Here is a 13792-nt window from a genome sequence, read left to right on the forward strand (position 1 = left end):
GCGCGATATTACCGCGTCTCAATAGCCAACGGTTATCGATCGTGAGCGAATCGATATTGGACGCACCCGAACGCCGCCCGGCAGGGTGGCATCGGTAGCAAGACGGGAAGGAGAGCGGCGATGACGACTGACGCGATCACCACCGGCGAGGGGTCGACGGAATCCGCGAGCCCCGGCATTGCCGATCTGGTCGAGGCGGTGGCACGCCGGGCGCCGGAGGCACGCGCCCTGGTCGTCACCGCCGACCGGATACCGGTCGATTACCGCGAGGTGATCCGGTTGGTCGACGATCTGGCCGCCCGGCTGAAGGCCGGCGGTCTGCTCCCGGGCGACCGGGTCGCGCTGCGCGCCGGCAGCAACGCCGAATTCGTGATCGGGCTGCTGGCCGGTTCGCGCGCGGGTCTCGTTGTGGTGCCGCTGGATCCGGCCCTGCCCGTCGCCGAGCAACGCGCCCGCAGCGCGGCGGTGGGCGCCCGTGCGGTGCTCGTCGACCAGGCCGTCGACGCCGAGAGCGACACGGCTGCACCGGATGGCTTGCCCTGGTGGCCGATCGCGGTGACCGTCGGGTCCGACGGCGGCGCCGCGGCGGTCAGCCTGGATGTCACCGCGGCACCCGCGCGTGACGTGTCCACGCCGGCGGGGCTGCGCGACGACGACGCCATGATCATGTTCACCGGCGGCACCACCGGTGTGCCCAAGATGGTGCCCTGGACGCGGCACAACGTCGCCCGCTCGGTGGCGGCGATCATCGCCGGCTACGGGCTGGGACCGCGGGACGCGACGGTGGCGGTGATGCCGCTCTACCACGGGCACGGCCTGCTCGCCGCGCTGCTGGGCACACTGGTGTCCGGGGGAGCGGTGTTGTTGCCCGCGCGCGGAAAGTTCTCGGCGCACACGTTCTGGGACGACATCGACGCCGTCGGGGCCACCTGGTACACCGCCGTCCCGACGATCCATCAGATCTTGCTGGAGCGCGCCCGAACCGAGCAGCCGGGCGGCGGGAAGCACGCCCTGCGGTTCATCCGCAGTTGCAGCGCGCCGCTGACCGCCGAGACCGCGCAGGAGCTGCACCAGACGTTTTCGGCTCCGGTGGTGTGCGCGTTCGGGATGACCGAGTCGACCCACCAGGTGGCGACGACCGCCATCGTCGGCGCCGGTAGCAGCGAAAACCCTGGTGCCACACCCGGTCTCGTCGGTCGCTCGACCGGGCCGGAAATCCGGATCGTCGGTCCCGACGGCCAGACACTGCCCGCGGAGACCGTCGGCGAGGTGTGGCTGCACGGCCCGACCGTGGTGCGCGGCTACCTCGGCGACCCGTCCATCACCGACGCCAACTTCACCCAGGGGTGGCTGCACACCGGCGACCTGGGCACCCTGTCGCCGGCCGGCGACCTGGTCATCCGCGGCCGCATCAAGGAGCTCATCAACCGGGGCGGGGAAAAGATCTCGCCGGAGCGCGTCGAGGGAGTCCTGGCCACCCACCCCGACGTGCTCGAGGTCGGGGTGTTCGGCATGCCGGACAAGCTGTACGGCGAGACCGTGGCCGCGGTCATCGTCGCCCGCGGATCGGCCGCGCCGACGGCCGACGAACTGACCGCGTTCTGCCGTGACCGCTTGGCGCCCTTCGAGGTGCCGGCCGAGTTCCAGCAGGCCGACGAGTTACCGCATACCGCGAAGGGCTCGCTGGACCGCCGCGCGGTGGCTGAGCGGTTCGGCCGCAAGGCCTGAACGACGGGGGTTCTAGACGGTGGCGTTCAGCCGGGCGGCCGCGGATTCCGGCATGGGTTCGTAGCGGGCGAAGGAGCGGGTGAAAGAGGCGGCGCCGTGCGCCAGGGATCGCAGGTCGATCGCGTAGCGGGTCAGCTCCACCTGCGGCACCTCGGCCTTGACCACGGTGCGCTCGTTGCCCGCGGTATCGGAGCCGAGCACCCGCCCGCGCCGGCTGGACAGATCACCCATCACGGCACCGACGAAATCGTCGGGCACCAGCACCGAGATCTCGTCGATGGGCTCGAGTAGCGCCACCTTGGTCGCCGCAGCGGCCTCGCGCAACGCCAGCGAGCCCGCCATCTGGAACGCGAAGTCCGACGAGTCGACGCTGTGCGCCTTGCCGTCGAGCAGGGTGACGCGGATATCGACCACCGGATAACCCGCGTGTACGCCCTTTTCCATCTGCGCCCGCACGCCCTTCTCCACGCTCGGAATGAACTGCCGCGGCACCGCTCCGCCGACCACCTTGTCGACGAATTCGAACCCGGAGCCTTCCGGCAGCGGCTCGACCTCGATGTCACACACCGCGTATTGGCCGTGCCCGCCGGATTGCTTGACGTGTCGGCCGTGGCCTTTTGCCTTGCCTCCGAACGTTTCTCGCAGCGGGACCCGCAGCTCCACGGTGTCGACGGTGACGCCGTACCGGTTGGCCAGCGCGTCGAGCACGACACCCGCGTGCGCCTCGCCCATGCACCACAACACGATCTGGTGGGTTTCGGAGTTCTGCTCGATTCGCAGCGTCGGGTCCTCGGCGGCCAACCGCCCCAGTCCCACCGACAGCTTGTCCTCGTCGGTCTTGGCGTGCGCCGCGATCGCAACCGGCAACAGGGGCTCGGGCATGGTCCAGGGCTTCAACACCAACGGCTCCGACTTGTCTGAAAGTGTGTCGCCGGTTTCGGCGCGGCTCAGTTTGCCGATCGCGCAGATGTCACCCGCCACCGCGGCCGTCGCCGGGCGCTGCAGCTTGCCCAGCGGGAAGGACAGCACCCCGATGCGCTCGTCCTCATCGTGGTCGGGATGCGCGTGGCCACTGCCGTTGGGCATGCCGAAGAACGACGCAAAATGGCCCGACACGTGAACCGTCGCGTCGGGCCTGATGGTGCCGGAGAACACCCGGACGAGGCTGACCCTGCCCACGTACGGATCCGACGTCGTCTTCACCACCTCCGCGAGTAACGGCGCGTCCGCGGCACACTTCAGGCTGGCGTGGGGCGCACCGACCTGTGTGAAGACCTCGGGCAGCGGGTGTTCCATCGGTGACGGGAAGCCGCGCGTGGCGACCTCCAGCAATTCCAGGGTGCCGACGCCGCTGCTGCTGCAGACCGGGATCACCGGAAAGAACGACCCGCGGGCGATGGCGCGCTCCAGGTCCTGAATGAGCACGGACTCGTCGATGGCCTCGCCCCCGAGATAGCGCTCCATCAGCGACTCGTCCTCGGATTCCTCGATGATTCCCTCGATCAGGGCGCCGCGCGCCTCCTCGATCTGCTCGGCGTCGGAGGGATTCGGCGGCTGCACGGTGCGGTTGCCGTCCGTGTATTCGTAGCGGGTCTGAGACAGCAGCCCGATCAGGCCGTGGCAGGACGGCAGGTCGGTGGGCAGGTAGAGCGGTAACACTTTGTCGCCGAACGCATTCTGCGCGGCGGCCAGCGCATCGGAGTAATTCGCCCGGGTGTGGTCGAGCTTGGTGATCACGACGGCGCGGGGCATACCGACCTGGTTGCATTCCTGCCACAGCGATTTGGTGGGCTCGTCGACGCCTTCGTTGGCCGCGATGACGAACAGCGCGCAATCCGCGGCGCGCAGCCCGGCGCGCAACTCGCCGACGAAGTCGGCGTATCCGGGTGTGTCGACCAGGTTCACCTTGACCCCGTCGTGCGACAACGACGCCACGGCGACACCCACGGAGCGTTGTTGGCGGATCTCGGCGTCGTCGTAGTCGCAGACCGTGCTGCCGTCGGCGACCGAGCCGCTCCGGGTCAGCACACCGGCGGCGACCAACAGAGCTTCTACGAGTGTCGTCTTGCCGCCACCCGACGGCCCCACCAGAACGACGTTGCGAATTTCGTCCGGACCGTTGGCGGTAGGAGCGCTCCCCGCTCCTTGGGAACTAGTTGTCCTGTCGGCCATGACTTTCCTCCAGGTTGCCCAGGGCGCACCGCTGCTGACCTAGCAAGCACCTATCTAGCTACCATTCACCCAACTTCGGTCGACCACAAGACCGTCGGGCCAGATCAGGTACCCGGGGGCGCGCCGCGGCTTTCGAGGCGCCGCCTCAGTAATGCCAGCTGGACCAACGCCGCACCGCGACCTCGATCACCGGGCCGTCCAGCGAAACCGATTGGTATTGCGGGTATTTCGCGCGCAGCAGGCGGCGGCCGAGATCAACGGCGTACCCGTCGGTGTGCACGGTGGCGAGACCGTCGGCGCGCACCCACCACAACTGGGTCCAATCGTCGGCGTAGTGATCGACGAGCAGGCTCACGCGGGGGTTGCCGTCGATGTTGGCCAGACGGCGCAGCCGCCGTGTCGTTTTCGGTTTCGCGTCGACGGCCGTGTAGACCACGTCGCCGGTGTCGGCGGCGACCGCGAAGACCACCGGCACCAGGTGCGGCAGGCCCCCGGGCGCGACCGTGGCCAGCCGGGCTACCGGGGACCGGGTGAAGCAGTTCTTGGGGTCGAATTCGCCCACCGGGCCAGCTTAGGACGAGCGCGAAATATGCACACGAAGCGGGACGAGGCTCGTCAGACCTGCCACATGCCGTGCATAGCTACCTGCATTACGGTTATATACACACAAATGTGCCGCCAAGATCCTGAGGCCGGGACAGTTTGTTCTTTACCGCGAAGCAGGAGGGTGACACCGATGAGCAAATCGCAGCACCGCCCGGTCTTGTGGTCATGGTTGGTCAGCGTGCTGACCGTCGTTGGACTGGGCCTCGGCTTGGGGTCCGGTGTGGGCGTCGCGCCGGCGTCCGCGGCACCGTCGAATCTGGCGCTGGACCGGTTCACCGACCGTCCCCAGGCGCCGCTCGACCCGTCGGCGATGGTCGGTCAGGTTGGGCCGCAGGTGGTCAACATCAACACGAAATTCGGCTACAACAACGCGGTGGGCGCCGGAACCGGCATCGTGATCGATCCCAACGGCGTCGTGTTGACCAATAACCACGTGATCTCCGGCGCCACCGACATCAGCGCATTCGACGTCGGCAACGGGCAGACCTACGCCGTCGACGTGGTCGGCTACGACCGCACGCAAGACATCGCGGTGCTGCAATTGCGCGGCGCGAGCGGCCTTCCGACCGCCGCGATCGGCGGCGAGGCCACGGTGGGGGAGCCCATCGTCGCGCTCGGCAACGTCAACGGCCAGGGCGGCACGCCCAACGCGGTGACCGGCAAGGTCGTCGCGCTCAACCAGAGCGTCTCGGCAACCGACACGCTGACCGGCGCCCAGGAAAGCCTGGGCGGTCTGATCCAGGCGGACGCCCCGATCAAGCCGGGCGATTCCGGCGGGCCGATGGTGAACAACGCCGGCCAGGTGATCGGCGTGGACACCGCCGCCACCGACAGCTACAAGATGTCGGGCGGGCAGGGCTTCGCCATCCCGATCGGGCGCGCGATGGGGGTTGCCGGACAGATCCGCTCGGGTGCCGCCTCGAACACGGTGCACGTCGGTCCCACGGCCTTCCTCGGCCTGGGTGTGATGGACAACAACGGCACGGGCGCGCGGGTGCAACGAGTGGTCAACGCCGGTCCCGCCGGCGCCGCCGGGATTGCCCCCGGCGACCTCATCACCGGCGTCGACAACGTCGCGATCACCGGCGCGACGTCGATGACCGAGGTGCTCGTCCCGCATCATCCCGGGGACAACATCGCAGTGCATTACCGGTCCAACGACGGTGGCGATCGCACCGTGAACATCACCCTGGCGGAGGGACCGCCGGCCTGACATCCGCGCCGACGGGACGCGACCGGTGGCGAATTCGTTTGCCGGCGGGCGTGTTTCGTTGTAAGCGTGGGGGTGTGATTCCGAAAGTCGCACCCAGGGTACCCGTGGCATCGTGGATTTGATGAACGACGCAAGAGAAGCTGTCGAGCACCATCCCGAAGGTGGCAGTCACGTCCAGGACGGCGTGGTCGAGCACCCCGACGCTGAGGACTTCAACAACGCCGCCGCACTGCCCACCGACCCCACCTGGTTCAAGCACGCCGTGTTCTACGAAGTGCTTGTGCGGGCCTTCCTGGACGGCAATGCGGACGGGTCCGGTGACCTGCGCGGGCTGCTGCAACGATTGGACTACCTGCAGTGGCTGGGCATCGACTGCATCTGGCTGCCGCCCTTCTACGACTCGCCCCTGCGCGATGGTGGGTACGACATCCGGGACTTCTACAAGGTGCTGCCCGAATTCGGGACGGTCGAGGATTTCGTCGCGTTGCTCAACGCCGCGCACGAGCGGGGGATCCGGGTCATCACCGATTTGGTGATGAACCACACATCTGATTCACACCCCTGGTTCCAGGAGTCGCGGCACGACCCCGACGGTCCGTACGGCGATTTCTACGTGTGGAGCGACACCAGCGAGCGCTACGCCGACGCCCGGATCATCTTCATCGACACCGAAGAGTCGAACTGGACGTTCGACCCGGTGCGCAAGCAGTTCTACTGGCACCGCTTCTTCTCTCACCAGCCCGACTTGAACTACGACAACCCGGCCGTGCAGGAAGCCATGATCGACGTGCTGCGCTTCTGGCTCGAGCTGGGTATCGACGGGTTCCGGCTGGACGCGGTGCCCTACCTGTTCGAGCGGGAGGGCACCAACTGTGAGAACCTGCCCGAGACGCATGCCTTCCTCAAGCGCGTGCGCAAGGTGATCGACGACGAATTCCCTGGCCGGGTGTTGCTGGCCGAGGCCAACCAGTGGCCGGCCGACGTCGTCGAGTACTTCGGCGAGGCCACCACCGGCGGCGACGAATGCCACATGGCGTTTCACTTCCCGCTGATGCCGCGCATTTTCATGGCGGTGCGCCGGGAATCGCGGTTTCCGATTTCGGAGATCCTGGCCCAGACGCCCGAGATCCCCGATATGGCCCAGTGGGGGATCTTCCTGCGTAACCACGACGAGCTGACGCTCGAGATGGTCACCGACGAAGAGCGTGACTACATGTACTCCGAGTACGCCAAGGATCCGCGGATGAAGGCCAACGTCGGCATCCGCCGCCGGCTGGCGCCGCTGCTGGACAACGACCGCAACCAGATCGAGCTGTTCACCGCGCTGCTGCTGTCGCTGCCCGGCTCGCCGGTGCTGTACTACGGCGACGAGATCGGCATGGGCGACGTGATCTGGCTCGGTGACCGCGATGGGGTGCGCACCCCGATGCAGTGGACACCGGACCGCAACGCGGGCTTTTCCAAGGCGAACCCGGGACGGCTCTATCTGCCGCCCAGCCAGGACTCCGTCTATGGCTATCAGGCGGTCAACGTCGAGGCCCAACGTGACACGTCGACGTCGCTGCTCAACTTCACCCGGACGATGCTGGCGGTGCGGCGCCGCCACGAGGCCTTCGCAATCGGAAAGTTCGAGGAGCTGGGCGGCTCGAACCCGTCGGTGTTGGCGTTCGTGCGGCAGGTCTCCGAGGGCGGGGACACCGTGCTGTGCGTCAACAACCTGTCGCGTTTCCCCCAGCCGATCGAATTGGGTCTGCAGCATTGGAGCGGGTGCACACCGGTCGAGCTGACCGGACAAGTGGAGTTCCCCCGCATCGGTCACCTGCCCTACCTGCTGACCCTGCCGGGACACGGGTTCTACTGGTTCCAGCTGACCGGATGCGAGGACGACGCATGACGACCGGGCGCGCCGCGACGAGGCAGACTGAATCCCATCAGGAGGAGTGGCGCAAATGACTCAGCCAGCCAAGCTGCCTTGGTCGGAGTGGCTTCCACAGCAACGTTGGTACGCCGGACGTAACCGGCTACTGTCCAGCGCCGAGGCCAGCGTTGTCGTCCCGCTCGACCACGACCTCGACCTGGTCCTCGTCGACGTCGACTACGCCGACGGGTCCCGGCACCGGTACCAGGTGATCGTGCGCTGGGATGCCGCGCCGTTCTCCGAGTACAGCAGCGTCGCCACCATCGGCTCCGCCGACGACCGAACCGCGTTCGACGCGATGTATGACGCCGACGCGCCGCGGTTCCTGCTCTCCTTGATCGATTCGTCGGCGGAGCGCAGCGCGTCGGGAACCGAGGTCTCTTTCGCCAAAGAGCCGGACGCGGACCTGCCGCTGGAGGCGATGGCGCACGTTTCCGATGCCGAGCAGTCCAACACCAGCGTCATCTTCGACCGGGACGCCATCTTCAAGGTCTTCCGCCGGGTCAGCAGCGGCATCAACCCCGACATCGAGCTGAACCGCGTGCTCGGCCGGGCCGGCAACCCACACGTCGCGCGGCTGCTGGGGACCTACGAGATGGCCGGTTCGGACGGCTCCGCCGACGCGGCGTGGCCGCTGGGCATGGTGACCGAATTCGCCGCCAACTCCGCCGAGGGCTGGGCGATGGCCACCGCCAGCGTCCGTGACCTGTTCGCCGAGGGGGACCTGTACGCGTACGAGGTCGGCGGCGACTTCGCCGGCGAGTCCTACCGGCTCGGCGAAGCGGTGGCGTCGGTGCACGCCACCCTGGCCGAAACCCTGGGAACCTCGCAGGCCGTGTTCCCGGTGGACAACGTGCTGGCGCGGTTGTCGGCGACCGCGGCGCTGGTTCCCGAACTCGAGGAGCACGCGGCGACGATCGAGGAGCGATTCCAGAAGTTGGTCACCGAGACCATCACCGTGCAGCGCATCCACGGCGATCTGCACCTGGGCCAGGTGCTGCGCACGCCGGAGCGGTGGCTGCTGATCGATTTCGAGGGCGAACCGGGACAACCGCTCGAGGAGCGCCGCGCGCCAGATTCCGCGCTGCGTGACGTGGCCGGCGTGCTGCGGTCGTTCGAGTACGCCGCGTACGGGCCGCTGGTGGACCAAGCGGATGACAAGCAATTGGCGGCGCGCGCCCGCGAGTGGGTCGAGCGCAACCGCACGGCGTTCTGCGACGGTTATGCGGCCGCCTCCGGGATCGATCCGCGCGATTCGGCGCAGCTGCTGGCCGCCTACGAGCTGGACAAGGCCGTGTACGAAGCCGGATACGAGGCACGGCACCGGCCGGGCTGGCTGCCGATTCCGTTGCGCTCCATCGCCCGTCTCGCCGCCGCTTAGCGGCGCCGGCTTCGCGTCCGCTGCGCGTGCCGCGGCGGTCTGGAAGCATATGCGTGTGCCGACTGACATAAACAACAGCGAGTCGCGGTTGTCGTGGGTGCTGGCGGCGCTCGCGGGCGTGCTGGGGGCCACCGCCTTCACCCATTCCGCCGGCTACTTCGTGACCTTCATGACCGGCAATGCCCAGCGCGCGGTGCTCGGTTATTTCCGCGGCGACGTGCTGCTGTCGGCCACGGCGGGGGTATTGATCGTCTGCTTCGTCGCGGGCGTGGTGGTTGCATCGGTCTGCCGGCGGCACTTCTGGGTGGCGCACCCGCACGGCCCGACGGTGCTGACGACGTTCAGCCTGGCGGCGGCCACCGTGGCCGACGTCGTCGACGAGGGCTGGGAAGAGAATCTGCTCGACTTCGCACCGATCATGTTGGTGGCCTTCGGGATTGGTGCGTTGAACACATCGTTCGTCAAGGACGGCGAGGTCTCGGTCCCGCTGAGCTATGTGACCGGCACGCTGGTGAAGATGGGCCAGGGGATCGAGCGCCACATCGCCGGCGGATCCGCGGCGGACTGGCTGGGCTACTTCCTGCTGTTCGCCAGCTTCGCGGTGGGCGCGACGGTGGGCGGTTTCATCAGCACGCTGGTCAACGGGACGTGGATGCTGGTGGTCGCCACCGTCGGGTGCGCGTTGACCACCGGCTACACGTATTTCCACTCCGACCGCCGGGCCCTGCTCGACGAGGCGGAAAAAGAGCATCGGCAGTAGCGCTGACCGGTGCGCTACTGCCGATGCTGGCTTTGGCCTCAGGCCGCGGGAGGACTAGCGGTGGGGGCGCTAACCGGGGCGGCGTTGACCGTGTTGAGGGTTTGCAGGATGTCGGGCTTCATCGCGACCAACTGCTGGTTCCAGTAGGGCCAGGAGTGCGTCCCGTTGGCCGGGAAGTTGAACACCCCGTTGCGTCCGCCGGCGGCCGCGTAAGTGTTCTGGAACTGCTCGTTGGTGCGCAGCGTCATGCCTTCCAGGAATTTCGCCGGCATGTTGTCGCCGCCGAGGTCGCTGGGCGTGCCGTTACCGCAGTAGACCCAGATGCGGGTGTTGTTGGCGACCAGTCGCGGAATCTGGACCATCGGGTCGTTGCGCTTCCACGCCGGGTCGTTGGACGGCCCCCACATGCTGTTGGCGTTGTAGCCGCCCGCGTCGTTCATCGCCAGCCCGATCAGGGTGGGCCACCAGCCCTCGGACGGGTTGAGGAAGCCGGACAGCGCGGCGGCATACGGGAACTGCTGCGGGTAGTAGGCCGCCAGGATCAGCGCGGAGCCGCCCGACATCGACAGGCCCACGGCCGCGTTGCCGGCCGGCGAGACCTGCTTGTTGGACTGCATCCACAGCGGCATTTCCTGGGTCAGGAACGTCTCCCACTTGTAGGTGTAGTTCTGCCCGTTACCCGAGGACGGCTGGTACCAGTTGCTGTAGAAGCTGGACTGGCCACCGACCGGCATGATCACCGACAGGCCGGACTGGTAGAACTCCTCGAAGGCGGGGGTGTTGATGTCCCAGCCGTTGTAATCGTCCTGCGCGCGCAGGCCGTCGAGCAGGTATACGGCGTGCGATCCGCCGCCCTGGAACTGGACCTTGATGTTGCGGCCCATCGACGGCGACGGCACCTCGAGATACTCCACGGGAAGCCCCGGCTTGGAGAAGGCCCCGGCGACGGGTGAGCCACCGGAGGCTACGGCGAGACCGGACAGCAGGGAGGCCCCCATGGCCGCGATCGCCAGTCGGCGCGGCATCGTAGCCGCTGCGCCACGCAACTTTTCGAAGAACGACATAGCTCTCTACCCATCCCAACTTTCATCTGCCGCAACGTGCGGTCGAATCTGTTCTTGGGGGAGTGAAACACAGTGGGAGGGCCGAATTCGGTTGTCACGGCCGGGATGCCGGATCGCGGTTAGCTAACGATTGGGCCTCGCCCAGAAATCGTCACGGTCGGGTCACGATCGGCTCTCGGAACCATGCGACCGTCTTGCGATGCGCTGGCGCATGCGCTACCTGGAACGTATCAGGCGACCAGGCGGCGCAAAAGTGTTGATGCCGTGATGATTCCGAGCACGGCGGCCACCAACAGCACCGCGATGTCCGCGGGGTTGAAGGGCGTGCCGATCAGCAGTGCCCGCAGCGCGTTCACCTCGTAGCTCAGTGGGTTGACCTTGCTCAGCACGTGCAGCCACGCCGGCATCACGTCGACCGGATACAGCGCGTTGGACGCGAAAAACAGCGGCATGGTGATCGCCTGGCCGATGCCCATCAGGCGGTCGCGGCTGCGCACCAGGCCGGCCAGCGTCATCGACAGGCAGGCGAAGAACGCGGCGCCGAGCATGACGATGGCCATCGCCGCGACGATCCGCAGCGGGTTGACCGTCAAGACGACACCCATCACGTATGCCAGCGCCAGCACGCCGACCACTTGGGCCACCGACCGGACCCCGGCGGCAAACGCCTTGCCGGTGATCAACGCCGACGCCGGAGCGGGCGTCACCATAAGTTTGGCCAGCACGCCGGCGTCCCGGTCCCAAATGATCTGTATCCCATAGAAAATCGAGATGAACAGCGCCGACTGGGCGATGATCCCCGGCGCCAGAAACGCCAGATACGACACCGATCCGGTGGGGATGACGTGGAGGTGGCTGAACGTGGTCCCGAAGATCAACAGCCACAGCGCGGGCTGCACCATCCGGGTGACCAGCTCGGTGCGGTCGTGTTGCAACTTCTGCAGTTCGACGATCGCGAACGCTCCGATGCGGCTGGACAGTGCGCCGATTCGTTGCCAGCCGCGCGGGGCGCGAATCAGGGTGCCCGCCGCGGCGCTATCAACTGACACGACGCGCCACCTTTCTGCTGGAACGGATTTCGCGAATGGACCCGTTGGCTTCCGATGAATCGTCTTCCTCGTCCAGGCCAGATGCCGCGTAGTGGCGGAACACATCCTCGAGGGTGGCATTCGCAGACACCTTGGATACCTTGGCCTTCAACTTGTCGGGGGTGCCGACGGCCCGCAGCTGACCGCGGTGCATCAGGGCGACCCGGTCACACAGCGTGTCGGCTTCCTCCATGTAGTGGGTGGTCAGCAGCACCGTCATGCCGAACTGCGCCTGCATCTTTTGCACCTGGGCCCACACGCCGTCGCGTGCGATGGGATCCAGGCCGACGGTTGGTTCGTCGAGAACCAGCAGCGACGGGCGGTTGACCAGCGCCTGCGCCACCTCGAGGCGGCGCACCATGCCGCCGGAGTAGGACGACGCCAGCCGGTCGGCCACGTCGATGAGATCCATCGCGACCAACGCATGATCGACGCGGTCGACGCGCTCGTTGCGGGGCACCCCGTACAGGCGCGCGAACCACTGCACGTTCTGCCGTCCGGTCAGAGCGGGCTCGATCGAAAGCTGTTGCGGCACATAGCCGATATTGCTCCTGATGTCGGTGGTCCGGCGGCGCGCGTCCATTCCGAAAATGCGCAGTTCGCCGTGCTGCACCGGGGTCAGCGTGGTCAGCATCCGGACCATGGTCGTCTTACCGGCGCCGTTGGGCCCCAGCAGGCCCATGGTCTCGCCGGGCCGTACCTGAAGTGTCACGTCGTCGACGGCGGTGAACCGACCATAGCGATAGGTCAGGTTGCGGCCGTCGACCGCCATCGGCAGCGATCCGCTCATGATCGCCGCTCTCGCAGTATTCGGGTCATCGTGTCGAGGACCTCCAATCCCTTTGTCAAAGACTCGATTTGGTCGTCGTCGAGCTCGTCGATCACCTCGGAGAGCAGCGCCCGCCGGGTGGCGCGGGATGCGTCGACGATCTGCTGGGCGGGCTCGGCGAGCCGGAGTTGGCACACCCGGCGGTCGGTATTGCCAGCAGTACGCAGCAGCAGGTTGCCGGACACCAGCTTGGTGACCAGGGTCGAGGCGGTGTTGGGCACCAGCCCGAGCTCGGTGGCGGCGGCGCTGACCGAAATCCCCGGGCGACGCCCGACCAGCCACAACAGCTCCGACTGCGATTCGGAGAGCCGCGACGAATCGAACCCACGGCCGGCCGACCTGCGGAGTTGTCGGCGGAACCTGCCGACCACACCGAACAGCTCGCCTGCCACATCAGTGCGTGATTTCATATGCACCCATAATACCTCTGTAGCCGAGCTATCTATGTGTGGAAGCTATGTAGCAGGTATGTACCCGTTACCTGGGCAGGCGATGCAGCTCGACGTCGGTCAACGCGCCGTCGTGGACGCGTGCGGTCATGTAGGTGCAGAACGGTTGGCGGCGACGATCCGTCGGTGACCCGGGATTGAGCAGTCGCAACCCCGTTCCGGTGGTGCTGTCCCACGGGATGTGACTGTGCCCGAACACCAGCACCTGGCTGTCGGGGTAGAGCCGTGACATCCGCGCGTCGCGTCCCGTCGCGGCGCCGGTCTCGTGCACGACGGTGAACCGCACCCCCGCCAGCGTCACGTCCGCGCGTTCAGGCAGCCGCGCCCGTAAGGCCGGGCCGTCGTTGTTTCCCCAGCAGCCGACCAGCCGGGCCGCCCTGGCTTCGAGCCCGTCGAAGAATTCCGGCGCGATCCAGTCGCCGGCGTGGACGACGACGTCGGCCTCGGCCACCTCGTCCCAGACCGCCGCGGGCAGGTCGTGGGCCCGTTTTGGGATGTGGGTGTCGGCAATCAGCAGCAGCCTCACACCCACATCTTGCGCTAATCGGGCTCCTGCGTTGACCGCCGTCTGGCGGCGACCGTAT

The 13792-nt window shown here is 67.2% G+C and carries 12 protein-coding genes; 5 read left to right on the top strand and 7 right to left on the bottom strand.

The genetic code is table 11. From position 1 onward, the window contains the following. The first annotated feature begins 120 nt into the window (after positions 1-120). Positions 121-1728 carry a FadD7 family fatty acid--CoA ligase gene (locus tag ACZYVJ_RS15740; protein WP_463831871.1) on the top strand — a complete coding sequence of 536 codons (1608 nt, stop codon included), beginning with the start codon at positions 121-123 and terminating at the stop codon, positions 1726-1728. A 12-nt stretch (positions 1729-1740) separates the two neighbouring features. Here the strand turns inward: ACZYVJ_RS15740 and ACZYVJ_RS15745 are convergent, their stop codons facing one another. Beyond that, a complete protein-coding gene (locus ACZYVJ_RS15745; RefSeq protein ID WP_463831872.1) occupies positions 1741-3900 on the bottom strand; it encodes an elongation factor G-like protein EF-G2 in 2160 nt (719 codons plus the stop codon). Positions 3901-4045: 145 nt separating this feature from the next. Continuing rightward, complete coding sequence (locus tag ACZYVJ_RS15750) at positions 4046-4462, bottom strand: TIGR03668 family PPOX class F420-dependent oxidoreductase (RefSeq protein ID WP_463831873.1); 417 nt, start codon at positions 4460-4462, stop codon at positions 4046-4048. 174 nt (positions 4463-4636) lie between these two features. Here ACZYVJ_RS15750 and ACZYVJ_RS15755 point away from each other — a divergent pair, with 174 nt between their 5' ends. The 4 genes from ACZYVJ_RS15755 (at position 4637) to ACZYVJ_RS15770 (ending at position 9778) form a co-directional block, all read left to right on the top strand. Then, on the top strand, positions 4637-5719 hold the full coding sequence (locus ACZYVJ_RS15755) for a S1C family serine protease (RefSeq protein ID WP_463831874.1): 1083 nt from the start codon (positions 4637-4639) through the stop codon (positions 5717-5719). 121 nt (positions 5720-5840) lie between these two features. Continuing rightward, positions 5841-7613 carry a maltose alpha-D-glucosyltransferase gene (gene treS / locus ACZYVJ_RS15760; protein ID WP_463831875.1) on the top strand — a complete coding sequence of 591 codons (1773 nt, stop codon included), beginning with the start codon at positions 5841-5843 and terminating at the stop codon, positions 7611-7613. A gap of 55 nt (positions 7614-7668) precedes the next feature. Then, positions 7669-9018, top strand: a complete 1350-nt coding sequence (locus tag ACZYVJ_RS15765) for a maltokinase N-terminal cap-like domain-containing protein (RefSeq protein WP_463831876.1) — start codon at positions 7669-7671, stop codon at positions 9016-9018. A 55-nt stretch (positions 9019-9073) separates the two neighbouring features. After that, on the top strand, positions 9074-9778 hold the full coding sequence (locus ACZYVJ_RS15770; protein ID WP_463831877.1) for a YoaK family protein: 705 nt from the start codon (positions 9074-9076) through the stop codon (positions 9776-9778). 38 nt (positions 9779-9816) lie between these two features. Here ACZYVJ_RS15770 and ag85C read toward each other — a convergent pair whose 3' ends face one another. The 5 genes from ag85C to ACZYVJ_RS15795 all read right to left on the bottom strand — a co-directional run bounded on the left by ag85C (position 9817) and on the right by ACZYVJ_RS15795 (position 13734). Further along, positions 9817-10842 (bottom strand): diacylglycerol acyltransferase/mycolyltransferase Ag85C, encoded by a 1026-nt coding sequence (gene ag85C / locus ACZYVJ_RS15775; protein ID WP_463831878.1) that lies wholly within the window; start codon positions 10840-10842, stop codon positions 9817-9819. Between the two features lie 230 nt (positions 10843-11072). Then, a complete protein-coding gene (locus ACZYVJ_RS15780; protein ID WP_463831879.1) occupies positions 11073-11891 on the bottom strand; it encodes an ABC transporter permease in 819 nt (272 codons plus the stop codon). Next, entirely contained in the window at positions 11881-12720 is an 840-nt protein-coding gene (locus tag ACZYVJ_RS15785; protein WP_463831880.1) for an ATP-binding cassette domain-containing protein, read from the bottom strand. The genes ACZYVJ_RS15780 and ACZYVJ_RS15785 overlap by 11 nt, the downstream gene beginning before the upstream one ends. Next, on the bottom strand, positions 12717-13169 hold the full coding sequence (locus tag ACZYVJ_RS15790; RefSeq protein ID WP_463831881.1) for a MarR family winged helix-turn-helix transcriptional regulator: 453 nt from the start codon (positions 13167-13169) through the stop codon (positions 12717-12719). The genes ACZYVJ_RS15785 and ACZYVJ_RS15790 overlap by 4 nt, the downstream gene beginning before the upstream one ends. Before the next feature lie 67 nt (positions 13170-13236). After that, positions 13237-13734: a metallophosphoesterase family protein gene (locus ACZYVJ_RS15795; RefSeq protein ID WP_463831882.1), complete on the bottom strand. Its 498-nt coding sequence runs from the start codon at positions 13732-13734 to the stop codon at positions 13237-13239. Between the last annotated feature and the right edge of the window lie 58 nt (positions 13735-13792).

Source organism: Mycobacterium sp. IDUB_3, assembly GCF_055419585.1.